General features: G+C 61.1%; 19 protein-coding genes. 9 read left to right on the top strand and 10 right to left on the bottom strand.

Annotated elements, in window-relative coordinates:
• Positions 1–43 precede the first annotated feature (43 nt).
• Both ACZRMO_RS09440 and ACZRMO_RS09435 read left to right on the top strand, forming a co-directional pair.
• On the top strand, positions 44–1147 hold the full coding sequence (locus tag ACZRMO_RS09440; protein WP_463972686.1) for an enoyl-CoA hydratase/isomerase family protein: 1104 nt from the start codon (positions 44–46) through the stop codon (positions 1145–1147).
• A 3-nt stretch (positions 1148–1150) separates the two neighbouring features.
• On the top strand, positions 1151–2302 hold the full coding sequence (locus tag ACZRMO_RS09435; protein WP_463972685.1) for an acyl-CoA dehydrogenase family protein: 1152 nt from the start codon (positions 1151–1153) through the stop codon (positions 2300–2302).
• Between the two features lie 150 nt (positions 2303–2452).
• Here ACZRMO_RS09435 and ACZRMO_RS09430 read toward each other — a convergent pair whose 3' ends face one another.
• From ACZRMO_RS09430 to ACZRMO_RS09410, 5 genes are read right to left on the bottom strand one after another with little or no spacing between them, the layout of a single operon-like run.
• Complete coding sequence (locus ACZRMO_RS09430) at positions 2453–3226, bottom strand: enoyl-CoA hydratase (RefSeq protein WP_017738134.1); 774 nt, start codon at positions 3224–3226, stop codon at positions 2453–2455.
• Between the two features lie 11 nt (positions 3227–3237).
• A complete protein-coding gene (locus ACZRMO_RS09425) occupies positions 3238–4365 on the bottom strand; it encodes an acyl-CoA dehydrogenase (RefSeq protein ID WP_463972684.1) in 1128 nt (375 codons plus the stop codon).
• A gap of 12 nt (positions 4366–4377) precedes the next feature.
• Positions 4378–5562, bottom strand: a complete 1185-nt coding sequence (locus ACZRMO_RS09420; protein WP_124524747.1) for an acetyl-CoA C-acyltransferase — start codon at positions 5560–5562, stop codon at positions 4378–4380.
• Between the two features lie 12 nt (positions 5563–5574).
• Positions 5575–6342 (bottom strand): SDR family NAD(P)-dependent oxidoreductase, encoded by a 768-nt coding sequence (locus ACZRMO_RS09415; RefSeq protein ID WP_463972683.1) that lies wholly within the window; start codon positions 6340–6342, stop codon positions 5575–5577.
• A 21-nt stretch (positions 6343–6363) separates the two neighbouring features.
• On the bottom strand, positions 6364–8007 hold the full coding sequence (locus ACZRMO_RS09410) for an AMP-binding protein (RefSeq protein WP_463972682.1): 1644 nt from the start codon (positions 8005–8007) through the stop codon (positions 6364–6366).
• Between the two features lie 217 nt (positions 8008–8224).
• Here ACZRMO_RS09410 and ACZRMO_RS09405 point away from each other — a divergent pair, with 217 nt between their 5' ends.
• From ACZRMO_RS09405 to ACZRMO_RS09390, 4 genes are all read left to right on the top strand, one after another.
• Positions 8225–9118 (top strand): bestrophin family protein, encoded by an 894-nt coding sequence (locus tag ACZRMO_RS09405; RefSeq protein WP_463972681.1) that lies wholly within the window; start codon positions 8225–8227, stop codon positions 9116–9118.
• A gap of 66 nt (positions 9119–9184) precedes the next feature.
• A complete protein-coding gene (locus ACZRMO_RS09400) occupies positions 9185–10243 on the top strand; it encodes a tetratricopeptide repeat protein (protein WP_463972680.1) in 1059 nt (352 codons plus the stop codon).
• 107 nt (positions 10244–10350) lie between these two features.
• A complete protein-coding gene (locus ACZRMO_RS09395) occupies positions 10351–11850 on the top strand; it encodes an ATPase domain-containing protein (RefSeq protein ID WP_124524742.1) in 1500 nt (499 codons plus the stop codon).
• The gene (locus ACZRMO_RS09390) at positions 11850–13520 is read left to right on the top strand and encodes an ATP-binding protein (RefSeq protein ID WP_463972679.1); all 1671 of its coding nucleotides are present in this window, start codon (positions 11850–11852) and stop codon (positions 13518–13520) included. Before ACZRMO_RS09395 ends, ACZRMO_RS09390 begins: the two co-directional genes overlap by 1 nt.
• Before the next feature lie 81 nt (positions 13521–13601).
• Here ACZRMO_RS09390 and ACZRMO_RS09385 read toward each other — a convergent pair whose 3' ends face one another.
• From ACZRMO_RS09385 to ACZRMO_RS09365, 5 genes are all read right to left on the bottom strand, one after another.
• On the bottom strand, positions 13602–13979 hold the full coding sequence (locus ACZRMO_RS09385; protein ID WP_029290496.1) for a response regulator: 378 nt from the start codon (positions 13977–13979) through the stop codon (positions 13602–13604).
• Positions 13980–14057: 78 nt separating this feature from the next.
• Complete coding sequence (locus ACZRMO_RS09380; protein ID WP_124524739.1) at positions 14058–15251, bottom strand: hybrid sensor histidine kinase/response regulator; 1194 nt, start codon at positions 15249–15251, stop codon at positions 14058–14060.
• Complete coding sequence (locus ACZRMO_RS09375; RefSeq protein WP_463972678.1) at positions 15245–15844, bottom strand: chemotaxis protein CheB; 600 nt, start codon at positions 15842–15844, stop codon at positions 15245–15247. The genes ACZRMO_RS09380 and ACZRMO_RS09375 overlap by 7 nt, the downstream gene beginning before the upstream one ends.
• On the bottom strand, positions 15841–16671 hold the full coding sequence (locus tag ACZRMO_RS09370) for a CheR family methyltransferase (RefSeq protein ID WP_016974439.1): 831 nt from the start codon (positions 16669–16671) through the stop codon (positions 15841–15843). The genes ACZRMO_RS09375 and ACZRMO_RS09370 overlap by 4 nt, the downstream gene beginning before the upstream one ends.
• Positions 16672–20169: a response regulator gene (locus ACZRMO_RS09365; protein ID WP_463972677.1), complete on the bottom strand. Its 3498-nt coding sequence runs from the start codon at positions 20167–20169 to the stop codon at positions 16672–16674. It lies immediately after the preceding gene.
• A 226-nt stretch (positions 20170–20395) separates the two neighbouring features.
• Here ACZRMO_RS09365 and ACZRMO_RS09360 point away from each other — a divergent pair, with 226 nt between their 5' ends.
• The 3 genes from ACZRMO_RS09360 to ACZRMO_RS09350 all read left to right on the top strand — a co-directional run bounded on the left by ACZRMO_RS09360 (position 20396) and on the right by ACZRMO_RS09350 (position 26048).
• Entirely contained in the window at positions 20396–23887 is a 3492-nt protein-coding gene (locus ACZRMO_RS09360; RefSeq protein WP_463972676.1) for a hypothetical protein, read from the top strand.
• A 144-nt stretch (positions 23888–24031) separates the two neighbouring features.
• Complete coding sequence (locus tag ACZRMO_RS09355; protein ID WP_463972675.1) at positions 24032–24391, top strand: response regulator; 360 nt, start codon at positions 24032–24034, stop codon at positions 24389–24391.
• 256 nt (positions 24392–24647) lie between these two features.
• Positions 24648–26048: a DUF1254 domain-containing protein gene (locus tag ACZRMO_RS09350; protein WP_463972674.1), complete on the top strand. Its 1401-nt coding sequence runs from the start codon at positions 24648–24650 to the stop codon at positions 26046–26048.
• The last annotated feature ends 61 nt before the right edge of the window (positions 26049–26109 follow it).

The raw sequence follows: 26109 nt of genomic DNA, 5'->3' as shown, positions 1-26109 counted from the left end.
CCCGAACATCTTGATAAAGAACAATAAAAGCAGGGAGTTAGCGATGACTGCTCAGGTTTCATCCGAGGCAAGCCACACCGACCATCTTCAAGCCGACATACACGCCGAAGTCCGCAACCATATCGGCCACCTGACCCTCAACCGCCCCGCCGGCTTGAATGCCATTACCCTGGACATGGTCCGCAGCCTGAGCCACCACCTGCACGCCTGGGCCGACGATCCCTCGGTGTATGCGGTAGTCCTGCGCGGCGCCGGTGAAAAAGCCTTCTGCGCGGGGGGCGACATCCGCTCCTTGTATGACAGCTTCAAAAGCGGCGACACCCTGCACGAAGACTTCTTCGTCGAGGAATACGCCCTCGACCTCGCCATCCACCACTACCGCAAACCCGTCCTCGCCCTGATGGACGGCTTTGTCCTGGGCGGCGGCATGGGCCTGGTGCAAGGCGCCGACCTGCGCGTGGTCACCGAGCGCAGCCGCCTGGCCATGCCGGAAGTGGCCATCGGTTACTTCCCGGACGTTGGCGGCAGCTACTTCCTGCCGCGTATTCCCGGCGAGCTGGGGGTTTACCTCGGGGTCACCGGCGTGCAGATCCGTGCCGCCGATGCACTGTATTGCGGTTTGGCCGACTGGTACCTGGACAGCGCCAAGTTGGCTGACCTCGACCAGAAGCTGGACCGCCTGCACTGGCACGAATCGCCCCTCAAGGACCTGCAAGGCCTGCTCGCCAAGCTCGGCGTACAGCACTTGCCGGATGCGCCGCTGGCCGCGTTGCGCCCGGCCATCGACCACTTCTTCGCCTTGCCGGACGTGCCGAGCATCGTCGAGCAGCTCCAGCAAGTCACCGTCGCCGACAGCCATGAATGGGCACTGACCACCGCAGCCCTGATGCAAACCCGCTCGCCGCTGGCAATGGCCGTGACCCTCGAGATGCTGCGCCGTGGCCGCCACCTGCCACTGGAACAATGCTTCGCCCTGGAACTCCATCTGGATCGTCAATGGTTCGAGCGCGGCGACCTGATCGAAGGCGTTCGCGCATTGATCATCGACAAGGACAAAGCGCCACGCTGGAACCCTGCCACGGTGACTGAGCTGGATGCGCACCATGTCGACAGCTTCTTCGGTGACTTCAAGTTGGTTGGGAGATAAGCCATGCAAGATATTGAATACACAGAAGAACAAGTGATGATCCGCGACATGGCGCGCGACTTCGCCCGGGGTGAAATCGCGCCCCACGCCCAAGCCTGGGAGAAAGCCGGCTGGATCGATGATGCCTTGGTCGCCAAGATGGGCGAGCTTGGTTTGCTGGGCATGGTGGTCCCGGAAGAATGGGGCGGCACCTACGTGGATTACGTCGCCTACGCCCTCGCCGTCGAGGAGATTTCTGCGGGTGACGGCGCTACAGGGGCGCTGATGAGTATCCATAATTCAGTGGGTTGCGGCCCAATTCTCAACTACGGCTCCGATGAACAGAAACAGACCTGGCTGGCCGATCTGGCCAGTGGCCGGGCGATTGGCTGCTTCTGCCTGACCGAACCCCAGGCCGGTTCCGAGGCGCACAACCTGCGCACCCGTGCCGAACTGCGCGATGGCCAGTGGGTAATCAATGGCGCCAAGCAGTTTGTCAGCAACGGCAAGCGCGCCAAGCTGGCCATCGTGTTTGCGGTGACCGATCCCGACCTCGGCAAAAAAGGTATCTCCGCGTTCCTGGTGCCCACCGACACACCCGGTTTTGTGGTGGATCGCACGGAACACAAGATGGGCATCCGCGCCTCGGACACCTGCGCCGTCACCCTCAACCAATGCAGCGTGCCGGAGGCCAACCTGCTGGGCGAACGTGGCAAGGGCCTGGCCATCGCCCTGTCAAACCTCGAAGGCGGCCGCATCGGCATTGCCGCCCAGGCTCTGGGCATCGCCCGCGCGGCGTTTGAAGCGGCATTGGCCTACGCCCGTGATCGGGTGCAGTTCGACAAGGCGATCATCGAGCACCAGAGCGTGGCCAACCTGCTCGCCGACATGCAAACCCGTTTGAATGCCGCGCGCTTGCTGATCCTGCACGCCGCGCGCCTGCGCAGCGCCGGCAAGCCGTGCCTGTCGGAAGCCTCCCAGGCCAAGCTGTTTGCCTCGGAAATGGCGGAAAAGGTCTGCTCGTCAGCGATGCAGATTCATGGCGGCTATGGGTACTTGGAGGATTACCCGGTGGAGCGTTACTACCGGGATGCGCGGATCACGCAGATTTATGAGGGGACGAGCGAGATTCAGCGGATGGTGATTGCTCGCGAACTGAAGAACTATCAGCTGTAACTGACACACCGCAAAACAGTCAGATAAATGATCGTTCCCACGCTCTGCGTGGGAATGCATCCCCGTACGCTCTGCGTCCGTTCTTGCAGGCGTGACGCAGAGCGTCATCGGCGGCATTCCCACGCAGAGCGTGGGAACGATCAAGCTGGGTTACTTGTCCTTGAACTCGGGCGCGCGCTTGGCCACAAACGCTGCCATGCCTTCCTTCTGATCCTGCGTCGCAAACGCCGCATGGAACACCCGACGCTCAAAGCGCACGCCTTCCGACAGGCTGACTTCAAACGCACGGTTCACGCTTTCCTTGACCATCATGCTGATGGGCACCGATTTGCCGGCGATCAGCGTGGCGACTTTCAGCGCTTCTTCCAGCAGTTCATCGGCCGGCACGATACGCGCGACGATGCCGCAACGCTCGGCTTCCACCGCGTCGATAAAACGCCCGGTCAGGCACATTTCCATGGCCTTGGCCTTGCCCACGGCGCGGGTCAGGCGCTGGGTGCCGCCCATGCCCGGCAACACGCCGAGGTTGATTTCCGGCTGGCCGAACTTGGCGCCATCGCCGGCCAGGATGAAGTCGCACATCAACGCCAGTTCACAGCCGCCACCGAGGGCGAAGCCGTTCACGGCAGCGATGATCGGCTTGCGGCGGTTGGCCACGCGGTCGCTGTCGCTGAACAGGTCGTCGAGGTAGATCTGCGGGTAGGTCAGCTCGGCCATTTCCTTGATATCGGCGCCGGCGGCGAAGGCTTTTTTCGAGCCGGTCAGCACGATGCAGCCGATTTCAGGGTTGGCTTCCAGGCCGTCCAGCGCCTGGTTCAGTTCGCTGACCAGTTGCGCATTCAGCGCGTTCAGGGCTTGTGGGCGATTGAGCGTAATCAGCCCGACGCGGCCCTGGACTTCGAGCAGGATGGTTTCGTAACTCATGTATCGGCTCCTTAGAGATTGCGTGAGATGACCATGCGTTGAATATCGCTGGTGCCTTCGTAAATCTGGCAGACCCGCACATCGCGGTAGATGCGCTCCAGGGGGAAGTCGCTCAGGTAACCGTAACCGCCCAGGGTTTGCAAGGCGGCCGAGCAGACTTTCTCGGCCATTTCCGAGGCGAACAGCTTGGCCATCGAGGCTTCCACCAGCGCCGGCTTGCCGCTGTCACGCAGGGCGGCGGCGTAATGCACCATCTGCCGGGCGACGGCGATTTGCGTGGCCATGTCCGCCAGGCGGAACGCCACGGCCTGGTGTTCGATCAGCGCCTTGCCGAAGCTTTCGCGCTCACGGGCGTAGTCTCGCGCGGCTTCAAAGGCAGCACGGGCCATGCCCACCGATTGCGAGGCGATGCCCACGCGCCCGCCTTCGAGGTTGGCCAGGGCGATCTTGTAGCCTTCGCCCTCCTCGCCCAACCGGTTGGCCACCGGCACCTTGACGTCTTCAAAGAGGATCTGGCAGGTGTCGGACGCATGCTGGCCGAGCTTGTCCTCGACCCGCGCCACGGTGTAGCCGGGGGAATCCGTGGGCACGATAAACGCGCTGATCCCACGCTTGCCCGCCGCCGGGTCGGTGACGGCAAACACAATCACGATCCCGGCGTTTTGCCCGGAGGTGATGAACTGTTTGCAGCCGTTCAGCACGTAGTGGTCACCTTCCAGGCGCGCACGGGTTTTCAGGCTGCTGGCGTCGGAACCGGCCTGCGGCTCGGTCAACGCAAACGCACCGAGCATGGCGCCGCTGGCCAGGGGCGTGAGGAATTGTGCTTTCTGCTGATCGTTGCCGAACTTGAGGATCGGCACGCAACCCACCGAGTTGTGCACGCTCATGATGGTCGAGCACGCGCCGTCGCCGGCAGCGATCTCTTCCAGGGCCATGGCGTAGGCCAGGTAGCCGGTGTCGCAACCGCCCCACTGTTCCGGCACGAGCATGCCGAAAAAGCCCAGTTCAGCCATTTCGCCGATGGCTTCCTTGGGAAAGCGATGCTCGCGGTCCCACTCGGCGGCGAAAGGTTTCAGGCGCTCCTGGGCAAATTGCCGGGCCGCGTCGCTGATTTGCAGTTGTTCGTTATTGGGCAACATGGGGTTATGTCCTTAATACAGGCATTCGACGGCCATGGCCGTGGCTTCACCACCGCCGATGCAAATCGCGGCGACGCCACGCTTGAGGCCTTTTTGGCGCAGGGCCGCGAGCAAGGTCACCAGGATGCGCGCACCGGACGCGCCAATCGGGTGGCCCAGGGCGCAGGCGCCGCCGTGGATATTCACCTTGCTGTGGGGGATTTCCAGCTTGCTCATGGTCACCAGGCTGACCACGGCGAAGGCTTCGTTGATTTCGAACAGGTCCACCTCGTCGAGGTTCCAGCCGGTCTTGCTCATCAGCTTGCGAATCGCCCCCACCGGAGCCACCGGGAACAGCCCCGGCTCGTCGGCAAACGCCGCGTGCCCGTGGATCACCGCCAAGGGCTTGAGGCCGCGTTTGTGCGCCTCGGATTGACGCATCAGCAGCAACGCCGCTGCACCATCGGAAATCGAACTGGAGTTCGCCGCCGTGACCGTGCCGCCGTCGCGAAACGCCGGTTTCAGGCTGGCAATCTTGTCCAGCTTGGCTTTCGGCGGTTGTTCGTCGTGCTGGATGGTTTTCTGTTCCTTGCCCACGGTGACCTGCACCGGGACGATTTCCGCGTCAAAGCTGCCGTCGCTGATCGCTTGTTGTGCGCGGGTCAGGGAGGCGATGGCGAACGCGTCCTGGGCTTCACGGGTGAAACCGTTGTGCTCGGCGCAGTCTTCGGCAAAGGTGCCCATCAGGCGGCCTTTGTCATACGCATCTTCGAGGCCGTCGAGGAACATATGGTCAAGTACGCGGCCATGGCCCATGCGGTAGCCGCTGCGCGCACGGTCCAGAAGGTATGGCGCGTTGGACATGCTTTCCATGCCCCCGGCGATTGCCACCCCAATGCTGCCGGCCAGCAGCGAGTCATGGGCCAGGATCGTCGCTTCCATGCCCGAGCCGCACATCTTGTTGAGGGTGGTGCAGCGGGTGGACTTGTCCAGCCCGGCGCCCAGCGCCGCTTGCCGCGCGGGCGCCTGGCCGAGGCCAGCCGGCAGTACGCAGCCGAACAGCACTTCATCCACGGCATCGTGGGCGATACCGGCGCGTTCTACCGCCGCACGAATCGCGGCGGCACCCAGTTGTGGCGCGGTCAGGCCCTTGAGGTCGCCCTGGAAGCCGCCCATGGGCGTGCGCACGGCGCTGACAATTACGATGGGATCAGTCATGGTTCAAACTCCTTACTTCGCGGCCATGCGCAAGGCACCGTCGAGACGGATCACCTCGCCGTTGAGCATGCTGTTTTCAATGATGTGACGCACCAGCGCGGCGTATTCGACCGGTTTGCCCAGGCGCGGCGGGAATGGCACGCCGGCGGCCAGGGAGTCGCGCACTTCCGGGGTCATGCCGGCCATCATCGGCGTTTCGAAAATGCCCGGGGCAATGGTCATCACGCGGATACCAAAGCGCGCCAGTTCGCGGGCGGCGGGCAAGGTGAGGCTGGCAATCGCGCCTTTGGAGGCGGAATACGCCGCCTGGCCGATCTGCCCGTCGAAAGCGGCCACCGAGGCAGTGTTGATGATCACGCCGCGCTCGCCATCGGCATTCGCTTCGGTTTCGGCGATGGCCGCAGCCGCCAGGCGCAGCAGGTTGAAGCTGCCGATCAGGTTGACGTTGATCACCTGGGCAAAGCTGGCCAAGGCGTGGGGGCCGTTCTTGCCGAGGATCTTTTCGCCACGCACCACACCGGCGCAGTTGACCAGGCCGTGCAAACCGCCAAACGCGGTAACGGCAGCTTGCACCGCTGCTTCGGCGGCGGCTTCCTGGCTGATGTCGGCCACGGCGCTGCGCGCGTTTTCACCCAGCTGCTTGGCCTTGGCCGCGACGGCGTCGGCGTTGAGGTCCACCAGCATGACCTTGGCGCCAGCGGCGACCAGCATCTCGGCGGTGGCCGCGCCGAGGCCCGAAGCGCCGCCGCTGACCAGGAATACCTTGTTTTCAATCTGCATCATTGTTTCCTTAAAAGTGGATCAGGCCACCGCCGCCTTGGCGATTTCCTGGTTACGCAAGATAAAACGTTGCAGCTTGCCGCTCGGGGTCTTGGGCAAGTCGCTGACAAATTCGATTTCCCGCGGGTAGGCATGGGCGGCGAGGCGTTTGCGCACATGCAGGCGCAGTTCCTCGGCCAGTTCCGGGGTGGCGCGGTATTGGCTGTTGATCACCACGAAGGCTTTCACCAGTTCGGTGCGCTCGGGGTCCGGTTTGCCCACCACCGCCGCTTCGATCACCGCCGGGTGTTCCACCAGCGCGCTTTCCACGTCGAACGGGCCGACGCGGTAGCCTGAGGTGGTGATCACATCGTCACTGCGCCCGACAAAACTGATGCTGCCGTTGGGGTTCAACTCCACCGTGTCGCCGCTCAGGTAGTACTTGCCGACAAACGCCTTGGTCTTCACGCCGTCATACCCAGCGAACCAGCACATCGGCGACTGTTCGCGGTCGATGGCGAGAATGCCCGGCTGGCCCGCTGGCAACTCCTGATAGTCATCGTCCAGCACCACGATGCGGTGGCCTGGCGAGGCAAAGCCGGCCGAGCCGACATGCACCGGATGCTCCAGGCCATGGTGGTTGCACAGCACCATGCCCAGTTCGGTCTGGCCGTAGTGGTCATGGATGGTCACGCCCAGGTTGTCGGCGAACCAGCGGATCACTTCCGGGTTCAGCGGCTCGCCGGCGCTGCTGACGATGCGCAGCTTGCCCTTGATCGAATGGGCAAACTGCTCGCCGCCGGCAATCAACAGGCGGTAGGCGGTGGGCGAACCGGTGAGGTTGGTGATCCCGTATTTGTTGATCACCCGGCAGGTGCTTTCCAGGGTGAAGGGGCCATCGTAGAAGGTGATCGGGTGGCCCATGGACAACGGGCCGGTCACGCCGAAGTAGATGCCATAGGCCCAGCCTGGGTCGGCGACGTTCCAGAACGCGTCGTCGGGGCGCAGGTCCACGGCGTCGCGGGTGTAACTCTGGAACGCGACGATGGCCTTGAGCGGCACCGACAGCGCTTTCGACGGGCCGGTGGTGCCCGAGGTGAACATCAGCAGGAACGGGTCGTCAGCGCCCAGCAGCACCGGCTCACACGCATTGGAATAGTTGGCCAGCTCGGCCCAGAAACTGAAATCGCCGCGTACCAGGCCTTCGCCCTTGGCGCCGGTGACCGTGACGATGGTCGGGCAGCCTTCGACTTCCGCCAGTTTGGGCCGGTTCACCGCGTCGGTGACCACCAGCGCCGCGCCGGAGCTGTTCAGGCGATGCTCGATGGCCTTGGGCCCAAAGGCGGTGAACAACGGTTGATAGACCGCGCCGATGCGCCAGGTGGCGAACACCACCACCAGCAATTCCGCGGTGCGCGGCAGCAGCCCCGCGACTTTATCGCCGCGCTTGACGCCCTGGGCCAGAAGGAAATTGGCGAAGCGTGCGGCCTGGTCCTGCAAGTCGGTAAAGGTCGAGGTGGCGCTGCGGCCGTCCTTGCCCTCCCAGAACAACGCGATGCGCCCGGGCAGCGCGTGGCGGTCACAGCATTCCACGCAGGCATTGAGGCCTTGCAGGGTGCCGGCCAGTGCGGCGGCAACGGTATGCGGGTAGTCAAATCCGGTGGTGGCAGCCAAGTAGTCACGCATCGCTTCAAATCCTTCTGTGTTTTTTATTTTCAGGACGTAAACCACGGAAATAGTCGCTCTAGCGCGCGCCAGCAGCAATGGTCAAAGCCATCAACATGGCTGACTGGTTTGGCCAGTCATCGACCCCGCCGATCAACCGGTCAGCCCAAGCGATTGGACGCGTTGGCAGCGAGCTTCTAACCTGAGGGCCTGCGCCACCAAAGAAGCTCCCCAGCCGATGATTGTCCGTCCCAAGCCCAACCTCGTGGGCATCCTGTTTTCCCTCAAGGGTTCGATTGCCAAGCGCATTGCCTTGCGCAGCCTGCTGGTGACGTTGCTGGCATCGGTGATCGTGCTGGTGGAAACCTGGCACCCGGCCTACTTTTCCAAGGTCAATGCCACGCCCTTTACGTTGCTGGGCCTGTCGCTGTCGATCTTCATGAGCTTTCGCAACAACGCCTGCTACGACCGCTGGTGGGAAGGCCGCAAGCAATTGGGGCAGATGATCATTGATGTACGTTCGCTGATCCGCGAAACCCAGGTGCTGGGGGATTCGCCTGAACGTGCCGGGCTATTGCGCGGCTTGTGTGGTTTTGCCCATGGACTGGTTGCGCGTTTGCGCCATGAAGATGAAGCCTTGGCGATCAAGCCCTGGGCGGCGGTGGCGGCGACGCACCCGAACCTGCCGGACAGCGTGCTGCAACAATTGGGCGCACGTTTTTCCGAATTGGCCGAGCGCGGGGTGATCAGCGAGTGGCGCTATACCCAGCTGGAAACCCGCCTGGTCAGCCTGAGCCAGGTGCAGGCGTCGTGCGAGCGGATCAAGAGCACGCCGCTGCCCTTCCCCTACACCCTGCTGCTGCACCGCACCATCTACCTGTTCTGTATCCTGCTGCCGTTTGCCATGGCTGAGCCGCTGGGTTGGTTGACGCCAGTGTTCACCGCCATCGTCAGCTACACCTTCTTTGGCCTCGACGAAATCGGCGATGACCTGGAAGACCCGTTCGGTTTCGACGAAAACGACCTGCCGTGCAACGCCATCCTGCGCACCCTGGAGCGCGAGGTCCGCGCCGCCCTCGGTGAAACCGACTTGCCGGCGCCCCTGGAACCGGTGGAATACGTGCTGACCTGACGCAGGTTTGACACCTGCCCTGCTCTGGCCGAAGCTGACGGCTTTGTAATACTTGCGGACGCCTGCATGTCTAAGTCACGCCGTTACTCCATCGTCGGCCTGTGCGCCCTGCTGTTGATTGTGCTGATCACTTGGTATTTCTCCCGTTCCAGCCAGGTGGCCGTGCCGCCGGCGATTGCCCATGGTTACTCCAAAGCCCTGAAACAGGCGCGCAACGGCGAGCCTGGGGCGGCGCGCGTGTTGTATCAGCAATTGGGCCGGCCGGACCTGTCCCCGGAGCGCCGCGCCGCGCTGCACGCAGAGTTGCCCAATTATCCTAGCCCGCAAGCCTTGAAGCTGGCCGACAAGGACCTGGCGAGCGATTCGCCGCAGGTGCGTGAAGCGGCAATCCACAGCATTGTCGGCCTGGTGCCCAGCGGCCAGCGCACGCTGTTGCTCGGTCCGGCACTCGACGACCCGGAACAAAGCGTGCGCTTTGCTGCGGCCAACGCCCTGCTTGGCCTGTCGCCCGACACCCTGGGCCTGTACTTCGGCCCGTTGCAGCAAGTGCTCGACGAGTTCGTCAAATACCTCAAGGCCCAGCCCGAAACCGCCGAGGGCTGGATTCAACTGGCGCAGCTGTACATCCACAGCGCCCTGCTGACCGATGCACAAAACGCCCTGGAACAGGCCATGCGCTTGCAACCCGACAACCTGCAAGCGGTGGTCGCACAGATCGAGTTGCTGGATAAACAAGGCAAGAGCGAGGAATCCCGCCAACTGCTGGCGCGGCAACTGGCGGCGCACCCGGACTCGGCCTATCTGCAACATGCCCTGGGGCTGTGGCTGCTGCACCATGGCGAACGCCCGTACGCGTTGCTCGGCCTGTCCAAGGCCGTGGAGCTGGAGCCGGACAACCAGGATTATCGCTACGACCTGGCCACCACCCTCCACGCCCAGAACGAACTGGAAGCCGCGCAACGTCAGTTGGAAGAGATCCTGCAACGCCATCCGGCCAATCGCAAAGCGCGGGTGCTGCTGGTCAATTACTGGAAGGAAAGCGGCCAGTTGCAGAACGTTCAAGTGTTGCTCGCCCAATTGGAACAGCAAAATCCCGACGACCCGGCCTTGCAGCAAGGCCTGTAGCGCTCTCGAAAAAAATCGTTGAACGGCTACGGGCCATCACGGTCAAGTAAATATGGCGCGCCCAAGGCGGCGCGTTCCTCTATTGATCCGTGACCCGAGGGCACTTCTTGTCTACATCCAACGAGCTGTTCAGTGAAAAGGCGGCCACCGGTATCGAAGGTCTGGATGACATTCTTTCCGGCGGGCTATCGCGCAGCCACCTGTTCTTGCTGGAAGGTGAACCCGGCACCGGCAAAACCACCGTCGCCCTGCATTTTTTGCAGGCTGGTGCGAAAAACGGTGAAAAGTCGCTGTACATCACCCTGTCCGAGACCGAGCGCGAATTGCGCCAGGGTGCCAAGTCCCACGGCTGGGACCTGGACGACAACATCCATATCTTCGAACTGACCCCACCCGAAAGCCTGCTCAACGCCGAGCACCAACAAAGCCTGCTGTATTCGTCCGACCTGGAGTTGGGCGAAGCGACGCGGCAGATATTCGAGGTAGTGGAGCGGGTCAAGCCGACCCGCGTGGTGGTCGACAGCCTGTCGGAGATTCGCCTGCTGGCGCAAAGCTCCCTGCGGTATCGCCGGCAGATTCTCGCGATCAAGCACTATTTCGTGCGTTATGACGCCACCGTGCTGCTGCTGGACGACCTGACCACCGAATCCCTCGACAAGACCGTGCACAGCGTCGCCCACGGCGTGATCCGCCTGGAAGAACTGACCCCCAACTACGGCGCGGAACGTCGCCGGGTGCGGGTGGTGAAGTACCGCGGGCAGAAATACCGCGGCGGTTTCCATGACTTCACCATCATGCAGGACGGCGTGCATGTGTTCCCGCGCCTGGTGGCGGCTGAACACCGGGGCGGTTACAACCGCCAGACCCTGACCAGCGGCATCAAAGAGTTGGATTCGTTACTCGGCGGCGGTATCGAGACCGGCTCCAGCAGCCTGATCCTCGGCCCGGCCGGTACCGGCAAATCGCTGATCTCGATGATCTTCGCCGCCTCGGCCGTGGCCCGAGGCGAAAAAGCTGCGCTGTTCATCTTCGACGAAGAACTGGGCCTGCTGTTTGAACGCATGAAAAACATGGGGATCGACCTGGAGGCGCTGCAAGCCACGGGTAACCTGCTGATTGAACAAGTGGACGCGGCCGAGCTGTCTCCCGGTGAGTTCTCCCACCGCGTACGGCGCTGCGTCGATGACAGCGGTATCAAAACCGTGGTGATCGACAGTATCAACGGCTACACCGCTGCGATGCCGGAAGAAAACGCGCTGATCCTGCACATGCACGAATTGCTGCTGTACCTCAACCGCCGCGGTGCAGCGACCTTTATGACGGTCGCCCAGCACGGGCTGGTGGGCGATATGCAGGCGCCGGTGGATATCACTTACCTGGCCGACACCGTGATCCTGTTGCGTTACTTCGAAGCGATCGGTGAGGTGCGCCGGGCGATTTCGATCATCAAGAAAAGGACCGGCTCCCATGAATCCACCATTCGCGAATACCGCATCGGCAGTCGCGGCATGACCGTGGGCGAGCCACTGAACAACTTCCAGGGCGTGCTGCGCGGGATTCCCACGTATATGGGCGCTGGCTCGCCCTTGCTCAAGGACATGGGCTGATGCCGGGCCTTTCGCCCTTCTCCGAGCGCGCAATCATCCTGGCGCCGATGGGTCGCGACGGCTCATTGGCGCTGATGATGCTCAAGGAAGCCGGTTACGGTGGCATCGTCGCCAGCGACCTGGGGGCGCTGTGCGGTGCGCTGGAACAAGGCGCCGGTTTGGTGATCGTGGCGGCCGAAGCGTTGCTTGGGGTGGAGCTGGAACCGTTGCTGGAGATCCTGCACCAGCAGCCGGCGTGGTCGGACTTGCCGATTGTGTTGATGACCCATCACGGCGGCAGCGGACAGAACGGTTCCTCGCAACTGAGCCCCTTGCTGGGCAACGTGACGTTCCTGGAGCGGCCTTTTCACCCGGTCACTCTGATCAGCCAGGTGAGCACGGCCTTGCGTGGTCGGCGCCGCCAATACGAAGCCCGCGACCGCTTGATCGACCTGAGTGAAAGCGAGCTGCGCCTGCAACGCACCCTGGAAACCCTCGAACAGCAGGTAGAAGAGCGCACCGCGCAGTTGCGCCACAACGAAGACGCCTTGCGCCAATCGCAAAAGATGGAAGCGGTTGGCCAGTTGACCGGTGGCATCGCCCACGACTTCAACAATATGCTCACCGGTATTATCGGCAGCCTGGAGCTGCTGCGCCGGCGGGTATCGCGGGGCAAGCTGGATGACCTCGACAGCTTGATCGACCTCGGCGTGACCTCCGCCAACCGCGCGGCGGGCCTGACCCATCGACTATTGGCGTTTTCACGGCGCCAATCCCTGGACTCCAAGCCCGTGGAAATCAACCAATTGGTCACGGCCATGGGCGAGTTGCTGCAACGCAGCATCAACGAAAGCATCGCCCTGGATATGAGCCTTACCGATGCACTGTGGACCGCCGAAGCCGACCCCAACCAACTGGAGAGCGCCCTGCTCAACCTGGTGATCAACGCACGGGACGCTATGCCCAATGGCGGCAACCTTACTGTCGAAACCAGCAACCGCCACCTCGACAGCGTGTTCACTGCCGCTTACGGCACCTTGAAGCCGGGTGACTACGTGGAACTGAGCGTCAGCGACACGGGCTGTGGCATTCCCGAGAGCGTGATGGGGCGGGTCTTCGATCCGTTCTTTACCACCAAGCCAATCGGTCAAGGCACGGGCCTGGGCCTGTCGATGATCTACGGGTTTGCCCGCCAGTCCCATGGCCATGTGACGATCCATAGCGTGGTCGGCAAGGGCACCACCGTCAGCTTGTTCCTGCCGCGTTTTGTCGGTGAAATCGTCGCGAACCAGACGGCTGATCCGACATTGCTGCCCCTGGCCGTTGCGGGCGAGACGGTGTTGATTGTCGAGGACGACCCGGCGGTGAGAATACTGGTCAGCGCCGTGCTCAAGGAGTTGGGGTATGCCTTTGTCGAAGCCGGTGATGCCAACACGGCGGTGCCGATCATCGAATCCGAGCAGCGTATCGACCTGTTGATCAGCGACGTCGGCTTGCCCGGCATGAATGGCCGGCAGCTTGCGGAAATCGGCCGGCAGATCCGCCCGGAACTCAAGGTGTTGTTTATCACCGGCTACGCAGAGCATGCGGCGGTGCGCGGTGGTTTCCTTGATCCGGGGATGCAGTTGATCACCAAGCCGTTCACCTTTGACCTGCTGACGGCAAAAGTGCGGGAGATGATCAGGCAGTAGGCGCCTGGGCACGTTGCTGCACATGGCGCAGCGGCACACACCTTACCGTCAGGGTTGCGCCAACCCTGACGGTCCTCACACTCAGGCCAGCAGCCGCTGGATATGCTCGTGCAGCGTATCCAGGTCAAACGGCTTGGCCAGGATCGGCGCATTGCGCGTGATCGGGCTGTTGCAGTCGAGGATTTCCTGCGGGTACCCACTGATGAAAATGACCTTCAATTCCGGGCGCAGCTTGATCGCCGGTTCCGCGATCTGCACCCCGGAAATGCCGCCGGGCAGGCGGTAGTCGGTGACCATCAGGTCCAGGTGTGGCTTGGACGCGAGGATTTCAAAGGCCTGCTCCCCATCGATGGCCTTCAACACGCGATAGCCCAGGCCGGCCAGGTACTCACCCAGCACAAACATAATCGATTCGTCGTCCTCGACGATCAGTACAACATCTTGTGCATCTTCACTCATGGGAAGCCTTTGTCCGGTCAATTGCTGCAATTACGACCATGGGGTCACGCAGAGGTTGCGTCGAGCTGACGATTGATTTCATTGCGCAGCCTCAAGGGGCAGGCACACGCGAAACAAAGCGCCCTCGCCTATCTGGCTTTCGACCTCGATGGTACCGCCGTGGGCCGAAACGATCTGCTCGGAAATAAACAGCCCAAGCCCCAGGCCTGCCGCCACTTGGCTGGCGGACACACGCTCGAACTGCTGGAAAATACGCTTCTGGTTGTCTTCGCTGATGCCGATACCACGGTCGCGCACTTCTACTCGCGCTTCCCCGTGCTCGCTGTAGACCCGCACGTCCACCGGGCTTTTGGCCCCGTAGCGCAATGCGTTGGTCAACAGGTTGGTGACCACTTGCTCGATACGGAACTCATCCCAGTGCCCCTCCACCGGCCCCACGGCATCCAGTTGCATGGAGGAGCCGGCCGCTGCCACTTGCTGGGCGAAATTTTCCACGAGGTTGCGCACCAGCTGTGCGAGGTCGAAGCGCGCCGGGCGGATCGACAGTTTGCCGGTACGGATACGTGACACGTCGAGCATGTCCTCGATCAAGCGGATCAGGCTCTGGATCTGGCGTTCATCGCGGTCAACCATGGCGTGCATCTTGTCCAGGGTAAACGCCGCGGCGTTATCCCGAGCCAGATGCATCTTGCGCAGCTGGGTTTCGAGGATCAGCCCGTTCAGGGGCGTACGCACTTCATGGGCAACGATCGACATAAAGTCGTCACGCATACGCACCGCTTGCTCCAGCTCGGCCTGGGTGGCCTGCAGGCGCGTGAGCAACAGCTCTTGCTCACGCCGGCTGCGCTCCAGGGCTTCGACCTGTTGCTTCATTGCTTTGCTCTGGCGGTACAGGTCGACAAAGATGTTGACCTTGCTCTTCACCGCATGGATATCCAGCGGCTTGTGCAGGAAGTCCACGGCACCGCTTTCATAGCCTTTGAAGGCGTAGTTGAGTTCGCGGCCTGCGGCGCTGACGAACACAATCGGGATGTTCTTGGTCTTTTCGGTGCCGCGCATCAACTCGGCCAGCTCAAAGCCATTCATGCCGGGCATCTGCACGTCGAGGATCGCCATGGCGAACTCGTGCTCCAGCAACAGCGACAAGGCCTCGTCGGCACTCAATGCCTTGAACACCTGGCGATCCTCACGCTTGATCAGCGCTTCGAGGGCCAGCAGGTTTTCCGGCAGATCATCGACGATCAGCAGTTTGGCCTGGACAGTACTTAACATGGGGAATATTCCAGGGAAGCCAACAATGAGCCAATCTGGCTCAGCGAAAGAATGTGGTCAGGAGTATGCAGTGCCAGGGCCGCGCGAGGCATGACGGCCACGCGTGCTTCTGTGGGGTCTTGCACCACAGTGGTTCCACCTTGTTGCTTGACGTGGGCCAGGCCCCGGGCGCCGTCTTGGTTGGCGCCGGTCAACAGGATGGCCAACAAGCTGCTGCCATAGGTATCGGCGGCGGACGCGAACAGAAAGTCGATCGCGGGTCGCGAGTGATGCACGCGGTCTTCCTGGCTCAGGGACAGGCTATGATCGTGCTCTACCGACAGGTGATAGCCAGGTCCGGCAAAGTACAGGGTGCCGGGCTTTATCAGCTCTTTGTCGCGCGCTTCTAGCACCGGCATGCTGATACGCCGGTCAAACACCTCGGCCAGTTGGCTGCGACGTTCGTCAGGCAGGTGCAGTACGGCAATGATCGGCACGCCAAAGCCCTGTGGCAGGTCGCCGAAAATACTCAGCAACGCCTCTACGCCGCCGGCAGAAGCGCCGACGACGATGGCTTCAATCCCGCGAATCGGGCCTGTTGCAGCGTCGTTCATGATTTTCGGTAGATCCGTTCTTGCTTGACCAAGGGCTCGAATTGCTTGCTGTAGGCGGAAAAGTCCAGGGTCTCTTTGCTGCCCAGTACCAGGAAGCCGCGATGACACAGCGACTCATGAAACAATCCAAAGGCGCGATCCTGCAATTTTTTATTGAAGTAAATCAGTACATTACGACACGATATTAATTGAGTTTCTGAGAAGACGCTGTCGGTCGCCAGGCTGTGATCAGCGAAGGTCACGTTCTCGCGCAGGGTCTTGTCAAAGATCGCGTAATCGTAAGCCGCCGTGTAGTAGTCGGCAAATGAACGTTGCCCTCCGGCCTGCTGGTAATTGGCGGTGTAGGCGCGCACGTTCTCCAGGGAAAAGATGCCCTGCTTGGCTTTGTCCAGGGACGCCGGGTTGATGTCCGTGGCATAGATGATCGTACGCTCCAGCAAGCCCTCTTCGCGCAGCAGGATGGCCATGGAGTACACCTCCTCCCCCGTGCTGCAACCGGCGATCCAGATCTTGATTGACGGGTAGGTCTTGAGCAGCGGCACCACTTCCTGGCGGATGGCGAGGAAGTGCGACGGGTCGCGAAACATCTCGCTCACCGGGATCGTCAGGAATTGCAGCAACTGCATGAACGCCGCCGGGTCGTGCAGCACCCGCTCCTGCAACGCCGAGATGGTCGCACAGTCGAACTGGCGCAACGCATGGGCCACGCGCCGTTTTACCGACGCGCCAGAATAGTCGCGAAAGTCATAGCTGTACTTGAGGTAAATCGCCTCGATCAACAGGCGCAGCTCGATATCGCTGCTTTTATCCAAAAAACTTCGCTCCACTTAAATGCGTTCCATCTTCGGTAGCCATACGCGAATCAGTGAGAACAGACGGTCCAGATCAATCGGCTTGGCCAGGTAATCGTTGGAGCCCGCCGCGAGGCAGCGCTCCTGATCGTCCTTCATGGCCTTGGCCGTCACCGCGATGATCGGCAGCTTCTTCCAGCGCGGGTCCTGGCGGATCAAGGCGGTGGCCTCGTAACCGTCCATCTCCGGCATCATCACGTCCATCAGCACCAGGTCGATATCGTCCACTTCATTGAGTTTGTCGATGGCTTCACGGCCGTTCCGCCCGATCACCACCACGGCGCCTTTGTGCTCCAGGGCGCTGGTCAGGGCGAAGATGTTGCGTACATCGTCGTCCACCAACAGGATCTTGCGCCCTTCAAAGACCTTGTCGCGGCTGCGGGCGGTCTTGAGCATCGTCTGGCGATCATGGGACAGCTGGGATTCGACTTTGTGCAAAAAGAGTGTGACTTCGTCCAACAGGCGCTCCGGTGAACGGGCGCCCTTGATGATGATCGAGCGCGAATACTTGCGCAGCTCGGCCTCTTCGTCGCGGGTCAGGTTGCGCCCGGTGTAGACGATCACCGGCGGGAACGAGCAGATGTCCTCGGTGGCCATGCGCTTGAGCAGCTCGTTGCCGAGCATGTCCGGCAATTTGAGGTCGATGATCATGCAGTCGTAGACATTGCTGCGCAGCAGGTCCAGCGCGGCCTGGGCGTAGCCAACATCGGTGATTTCAATGTCATCGTCGCCGATCAGGCGGGCAATGCTGTCGCGTTGCAGGTCATCGTCTTCCACCAGCAGCACGCGCTTGACCTTCTGGGTCAGCTTGGCTTCCAGGCGGGCGAACACGTCCTTGAGCTCTTCGCGGGTGGTAGGTTTCACCGCATAACCGATGGCGCCCATGTGCATGGCGGCTTCGACGCGGTCCTCAACGGAGATCACGTGCACCGGGATGTGTCGGGTATTGGCGTGTTCCTTGAGGCGTTGCAGCACCGTCAAGCCGGAATGGTCCGGCAGGCGCATGTCCAGCAGGATCGCGTCGGGAATATATTCTTCGGCCAGGCTGTAGCCTTCATCCGCGCCGTGGGCCACCAGGCAGTTGTAACCCAGCTCGTGGGCCAGGTCGAAGAGGATGCGGGCGAAGTTCGGCTCGTCTTCCACCACCAGGATGCAGCGGGTGGTGAACGGTGCCTTGTCACGGTCATCGGCGAAGCGCGGGATCAGGTTGGCATCGGCTACCGGCAGCGGTGAAATCTTCGCCGGCGTCGGTGCGGGGGCCACGACGACCTGGCGTGGCTGCTCGACCGGCTCAGCGTCTTCGCCGCGCTCGACGTACTGCTCCGGCAGCACCAGGGTAAACAGGCTGCCCTTGCCGGGCTCGCTGGTCACGCTGATGTAGCCGCCGAGCAGGTTGGCCAGGTCGCGGGAAATCGACAGGCCCAGGCCGGTGCCGCCATAACGGCGGTTGGTGGTGCCGTCGGCCTGGCGGAAGGCTTCAAAGATACTTTCCTGCTGGTCTGGCGCAATGCCAATCCCCGAATCACGCACGGTAAAGGCTATGCCCTCCCCCGGCGCGCGGGAGACGGACAAGCTGACCTCGCCCTGTTCGGTGAACTTGACGGCGTTGGACAGCAAGTTCTTGAGGATCTGCTCCAGGCGTTGGCGGTCGGTATACAGCATGACCGGTGTACCGGCCTGTACCTCGACCTGGAAGCCCAGCTTGCGGTCGGCCGCCAGCGGTTCGAACATGCCGCGCAGGCCATCCACCAGGCGCGCGACGCTGGAGTTCTCCGGACGCACTTCCAGTTTGCCGGCCTCGACCTTGGAAATATCCAGGATGTCATTGATCAGGTTCAGCAGGTCATTGCCGGCGGAATAGATCGACTCGGCAAACTTGACCTGCTCGGCGCTGAGATTGTCCTGGGGGTTTTCCGCCAGCAGCTTGGCCAGGATCAGCGAACTGTTCAGCGGCGTGCGCAGTTCGTGGGACATGTTGGCGAGGAATTCGGATTTGTATTTGCTGGAGCGCTGCAGCTCGTCGGCGCGATCTTCGAGGTCGTGCTGGGCCTGGCTGAGTTCAACGTTCTTGCGGTCCATGGCGTCGCGTTGGTCGGCCAGGGTCTGGGTCTGCTCGGCCAATTGTTCGTTGGTCTGCTCCAGCTCCGCCTGCTGGGTTTCCAGGTGAGCCTGGGATTCCTTGAGGATGCGCGACTGCTCTTCCAGCTCTTCGTTGGCGGTCTTGAGTTCTTCCTGCTGCACTTGCAGCTCTTCGTTGAGCTGCTGGGTCTCGGCCAGCACTTCCTGCAAGCGTTGGCGATAGCGGGCGGCCTCGATGGAGGTGCCGATATTGCCCGCGATCAATTCCAGCAATTCGACGTCACGTTCATCCAGCGGGCGCAGGAAACCCAGCTCGATCACCCCGTTGACGCGCCCATCGTCGCTGGTCGGCACCACCAGCACACTGCGGGTCGAGCCTTCGCCGAGGCCGGAGCTGACTTTGAAGTAGTCCACCGGCACATCGTCCAGGCGAATCAGGCGATCCAGCTGGGCGGCCTGCCCAACAATGCCTTCGTCGTTGTAAATCGCTTGCTCCAGCTGCTCCTGTTCGCGGGAGAAACCGTACGTCGCAACGCGCTTGAGGCCCCCATGTTCTTCACGCACGTACAGCGCAGCCACTGCCGAGCCCATGTACTGGGCAAAGAATTGCAGGATATTGCGACCCAGCATGTTCAGGGTCAGTTGGCCAAGCACCTGTTCTGCCAGTTCGGTCTGGCCATTGCGCAGCCAAGCCTGCTGTTCCAGGCGCCGAGCGATCTTCTGCTGCGACGCGAGGTTGTCGCCATAACTCTTTGATAGTGAAATTAAATTCTTCCTGCCGGTATACGCCAGAACACCACTTAGCCCCAGTACAAACGCCAGGTACAGGATGACGCTGATAGTGGTCGTGCGGGTGACTTCCTCGTTACGGGTGATGCGGAACTGCTGCTCCATCGCCACCGCGTCGTCGTACTCCTTGCGAATCTCATCGGTGAGGCGCTTGCCTCGGCCGGCTTTTACCGCACCGCGGTAGTCGCCGCTGGTGCGCTGCATCTCGATCATCGACTCGGCGTACTTGTTCCACTCGGTCTGCAAGGCTTCCAGACGCTTGAGGCGATCCACCTGCTGGGGGTTGTCCGCGACCAGATCCTGCAAATTGCGCAAATCGGCAATGATCCGTGGCTTGGCGACTTCATACGGGTCGAGAAAATGCTCGTCCCCCGTGATCAGGAAACCGCGCATGCCGGTTTCCAGGTCCACCGTCAGTTTTGAGGACTCGTTGAGGTTATTGATGACTCTATCGGTGTGCTCCACCCACTGGATCACTGTCAGCAGATACGTAATCAGGCAGCCGAAAAACACGGCGCTGAGCACGCCCACGCCCAAGGGCAGCGCCACATTTCGGCTCAATAGGTTACGGAAGCTTTTTTCATCGACGGACGACGCAGGTGTCATGGGCATGCCTTGGCCAAGAGCGGAAAAACCGGGAGTTTGCCGCAAAGATCGCCCATAGACTACGTTTGCTGCAGATATTTGCCGCAATTGTTTTTCTTCCTTACATACAGCATATGGCCGGAATGGAACGCGGGAGCCCTGGCGAGCGACCCAAAAAATAGCGTCTAAGGAACAGGGAACCTCCTTTTGGAAAGACGCAATCGTTCCATAAAAAAGGTACCCGCATATGCTAAATCCTATTGCACAAACATCGACATCCAGCACTTTCCCTACGCCGATGCTGGCGTCAAACCGACACACCCGGTCCGCCAACGACGCAACAGACAACCCTACCCAAACCTCACCGCTGAAGACCGCGCTGGGACACAAGGAAAACCTTAAAGCCCTGGGCCTCAAGCTGACTGAAATCGCTGCCAGGCTGGGCGACAGCGCCACTGCCGAGGCTGTACTGGCTGCGCTGACCAAAACCGTCATGGCGGTACACGCTGACTCGTCTTACTCCAATACGGCCGGTAGCCAGGTTGACCTGGCCACTTTTATTCGCAGCCTTGGGCTACCGCTGCCCACCGACCACTTCTCGCTGTCCGGGCTTGGCACAGCGGTGGCGCACCGTGCGATGGAGCACCCGCTCGGCAACCTGGGTGGTGCGCTGTCCTGGCCAGTGCCCTTGAGCGTGGACGAGCAGCGCCGGTTGCAGGGTTTTGTCCAGAAAGAGGCGGCCGGCGGGGTTGGCAAGGGCATCCTCGAGCGTCTGTATCACCCACTGTCTCTGTCCGCCGAAACCCTGGGCGATCCGGCCAAACTCCTGGATACCCTGCTGGACAGCCCGCAAGCGCAGGCGTTGGGCAAAACCCTACAGGTGCAGATGCAGGGCGTCGCCAACGACAGCAGTCAAACCGACTACTTGCTCGCGGCTATCAACCTGGAACTGGACCCTGAATCCATGACCAGTCCTGACCGCAACAAGGTCGCCGGCTTTGACCTGTCCGGTCCTGCATTAATCGGTAAGCCGACAACTACCTTGATGCTGCAACTGGCTGAGCATCTGGTCCGTCAGGGCAAAACCAGCCCGCAGATGGCGCATGCGGCGGTCAAATTACTGCTGGCAAGCCGTGCGCCAGCCTGGCTGGTCAAAAACATTCCCCAGAGCGTGACCTATGGCAGCCTGGCCTGGGTCAACCTGGCCATTGCGGCGACCACCATCGAAGCCCAGACCCCGGGCAAAGTGGCCAACATGACCTATGCCCAGGTCATGTTGGAAGCCCGCAATGTCGAGGTGGCTGATCCTGCGATTACCCAGCGTGCCCAGCTGGAGGCGCTGGTGGACTGGGGGGTGGCCAACGGCGTCCTGAGCAGAAAAAGCGATCACCTCTACAGCGCCGATGAATTGAACGCGCTGACCGAGCAATTCAATGCACGTAAACAACAAATGACGGTTGCCTCTGAGGCGCTGGACAGAGAACTGCCGTCGCGCAAGGAGCTGGCGCTGGCCAAGCTCAAGGAGCGCTTTGGCGACCTGGGCTCGCTGTTTGAAGAAAAACTCATTGATATAAAGCGCAGAGTTCGTTGGCTGGATGACGGCAAGGGCTTCAATTCCGATGCTTCAAACCCCCATTCAATGCTGGATGTGGCGATGATGGAGCTGGAGGATCCGGACGCGGTGTTTTTTTCCCAAGATAGCCGCATCCCTATCGACGCCCTGAATGCCAATCGCACATTTGGCGTCGTCGCGACCTTCAATCGTCAATTCGACCAGGCGATCAGTGACAAAAAAGCGGCGATTGCCACCTATATCAAACAGTTGGTTGCCCAGTTGCCAGTGGAGGACCGGCAACACCTGGAGCAAGGTCAACTGCAGCTGTTCCAGACGTCCTCGTACACCCAAGGCACTGGCGTTTCCAGCAGGGTCGATCACCCGAAGCAGGAAAAACTGCTGATCAAAGTCACGCACAAAGGCGCCTCCCGTGCGTACGAGATCGACTTCAATCAGGGCCGTATCAAACAGACCCATCCGTGGAAAGTCGGGGAGAAAAAGACCAAGGTCGCGAATGATGTAACGGTCACTAAGTCGTTCGACCCCGCAGGTAGCGAATCCTTGCGCACAGCGAACCCGTCGTCGAATCAGGCGCCGCACGATAGCTTCTCGTCCACCCGAACGCATGTGTTGGCCCAGGCGTTTGTCAAACATCTGGATCTGGACAACCCCGCCATCAAGGCCCAGGCGCGAGGGCTTACGACCCAGGATAAACATGACAATAAAATTGAGGTCGTCACCGAGTTCGCGCTGAACCTGGTGCCTTTTCGCTCGGCGATCGTCAACTTCCAAAAGGGCAACTACGCCGAGGGCGCACTGGATCTGGCACTCGACGTCTTCGGCTTCCTGACAGCTGGCGCAGGGGCCGCCAGTAAAGTGATCAAAGTGGCAGGTAGCGGGCTGTCCACTGCGAGCAAGCTGCTGAGGGCGGCAAAAGTCATCGGTTCGGCCACCATCGGCGCGCTGAACCCGCTGAGTGGCCTGGGCGATTTGCTGGTGGGCGGGTCCAGGTTTGCAGCAAAGGGTATAGGGTTTGTTACATCAAAAGGCATCGAGTACGTCAATTCTTTGCGTGGCGCCACCGGCAGTTATGACCTGCTGAAAACCATCAGCAAGGAGCACGGGCCGACACTGATCGGTGCTTATAAAGTCGGTGACGTGGAGACACAGGGGCTTGCGGTTCTCAGAAATGATCAATGGTTTAAATATGACCATGTGCTCAAGAAGCCCTATGGCCCGCCCATCGCTGATTTCTCGCCACGGGGGGCTCCGCTGAACCGCAACGTACTCAGCGGTTCGGCGGAAGTTGAGAGTGTAAAACTCTACAACAACCTTACCCATGCGCGGAACGCGGCAAACCGACCGGCCTTCGACCGTGGCTACTTGTACGGGCTTCTGGAGTCTTTGCCAGGGTACCGCCCGGGCATGAGCAGCGAACAACTGCGGGCGCTGGCAATCGCGAGCAATCGACGCCCTGATGAAATGGGCATCCTGGCCAGGGAACTGAAGAAAGCCTACGTCGAAGATGGCAAGTACACCTCGGCGCTGCTCGTCCAGGACGTGGCGGGACCCGGTGTGAAGGTAACGCCGGTGTCGCAAATGCATTTCAACGCATGCGTTGACCTGCCTTCGATAGGTGAGTGCGCTGGTATGTCATATGCCATGGCAATGGCGATCCACGCCGGCAAGGAGGATCAGTTCATCAAGAACATGCTCAAGGTCGCGGGTGAACGGAAAACCCCTGGGGCCGACAAGTTCGTCCACGACTTGCGCGAGCTTCAAGCCAGGGTACAAAACCCCGCAAACTTCCATTACGGGGTGCGTCCCATCACTGCAGGTTACCAGGAGATCATCTCTAGATTGGCCAGGTTCCAGACCTCCACCACCGTGAGAATCGGTACTCGCGACCATGCGATGCTGGCAGGTGTCAGAGTGGAAAACGGCAAGAAAGAATGGTTTTTCTATGACCCCAACTCAGGCCTGGTGAAATTCAACAACTCGATGGCGATGCAAGAAGGCATGGAGAAAGTGCTGAACAGCGGCAACCTCGCTGCTACCAACAACACGCTCAGGTCACCTGCGGGAGGCCGACAATACAGCGTGAGCATCTTCGATCCGTCTGATGTGAATCGCCCGGGTATCGACGCCAACGCTGTCGCAGATCTTTCAGGCATCGAGCTGTAACCCTTAAACACCCGGGACATTCTCGTCCGTGCCAGTCACAATGCCAGCAATTGTTTCGGAACTTGCTGGCATTCTCACCACTCACTACAGAGTTGCCTTCCACCCCATCAAGACCAGCACCTTCATTTTTCAGGAATTTTCACTATGCCCGCTGCCTCCACCATCCTTGTAGTCGAAGACGACGCCATCGTGCGCATGCTGATCGTCGATGTACTTGAAGAGCTGGAGTTCAACGTGCTTGAAGCCGCCGATGCGGAAGAAGCATTGACGGTGGTCCAGAACGCCGCCCAGGTGATCGACCTGATGATGACCGACGTTGGTCTGCCCGACATGGACGGCAAGCAGCTGGCCGTCAAGGTGCGCGAGCTGCGTCCAGCCCTGCCCATCCTGTTCGCCAGCGGCTATGCAGAAAACATCGACGTGCCGCGCGGCATGCAGGTGATTGGCAAGCCGTTCTCCATCGACCAACTGCGCGACAAAGTCAAATCGATGCTGCCCGCCTGAAAACCGTGATATCGCCCACACCAACGACCTGTTGCTGCGCGGGACATTGCCCGTCGCGCCGAGGGATTTAATCGGCGTGCCGCAGTTGCTGCGCGCCACCCTAGGTCGCGCAGCAATGGACATGGGCGCGCAAAGGTGACGGCTTGTCGCAGTTCACGTTGTTCGCAGGGATTAACGTGACGTTCGGCAAATAAACCGGTTAACTCGGCGCCTTCATCCCACGCCCTTAAAAAGATCTCTGGAAGGACGCAACAACATGATTGGAAAACCGACGCGCCTGCTGTTGGCGAGCCTCTCGATACTCATGAGCACCGGCGCCCTGGCCGACTTCACCGCCTCCCCGGCCGAGGCGCGGGCGATTGCCAAGGAAGCCTACCTGTACGGCTACCCGGTGGTGGCGATGTACAAGACCCTGTACACCCAGGCCGTGGACAAAGGCGGGGCCAATTTCAAGGCGCCGTTCAACCGTATTGGCAATACCGCCCAGGTGTTCAGCCCCAAGGACACCGCGTTCGTCACCCCGAACTCGGACACCCCCTATTCGTTCGTGTGGATGGACCTGCGCAGGGAGCCGCAAGTACTGACGCTGCCGAAGATCGAGGACAACCGTTATTACTCGGTGCAGTTGATCGACCTGTACACACAGAACTTCGCCTACCTGGGCACCCGCAGTACCGGCAACAACGGCGGCCACTACATGGTTGCCGGCCCGGACTGGAAAGGCCAGCAGCCGGTAGACATCGACCGCGTGGTGTACAGCGAAAGCAACATCGCCTACGCCCTCTATCGCACCCAGCTGTTCGATGAAAAAGACTTGGGCAAGGTCAAGCAGATCCAGGCCGGCTACAAGGTGCAGCCCCTGAGCAGCTACGTGAAACAGCCAGCCCCGGCTGCCGTGCCGAAGATCGAATGGCCCAAGCCCACGGCCACCATGACCGAAGGCCCGCAGCTGTTTCGCTACCTGAACTTCATGCTCGCTTTTGCCCAGCCCCAGGACAGTGAAAAAGACCTGCTGGCCCGTTTTGCCAAGATCGGCATTGCACCGGGTGCGCCGTTCAAGACCCATCAGTTGACGGCTGAACAACGCAAGGCCCTGGAAGACGGAATCGCCGATGGCCGCGCCGAGTTTGCCGCGTTCAAGAAAGACAAGATCGACACCCATCAGGTGAGCAGCGGCGACCTGTTCGGCAGCCGTGACCGCCTGAAAAACAACTACCTGTACCGCTACGCCGGCGCCGACCTGGGTATTTTCGGCAACTCCACCGACGAAGCGATCTACCTGAGCTACTTCGTCGACAGCGAAGGCAAACCGGCCAATGGCGCGCGCCACAGCTATACCGTGCACTTCGCCAAGGACCAATTGCCACCCGCCGAAGCGTTCTGGTCGCTGACCATGTACGACGCCAAGACCAAGCTGCTGGTGCCCAACCACAAGAAACGCTACCTGATCAATTCGCGGATGCTGCCAGACCTCAAGCTGGACGCCGATGGCGGCCTGACCCTGGCCTTGCAACACCACGAGCCGCCGAAAGCCGAACAGAGCAACTGGTTGCCGGCCCCGCCGGGGCCGTTTTATGCCGTGCTGCGTATTTACCTGCCCAAGCCTGAGGTGGGTAACGGTCAATGGAAGCTGCCGCCGTTGACACCGCTCAAGTAACACCACGCGCCCGGCGGCACCAGGCCCTCGCCGCCGAACGGCAGGACAGCAGCAATCCGAC

The sequence above is a fragment of the Pseudomonas sp. B611 genome (assembly GCF_055407965.1).
The sequence above is the reverse complement of the archived record's forward strand: the minus strand, read 5'-3'. Positions and strand labels throughout refer to the sequence as shown.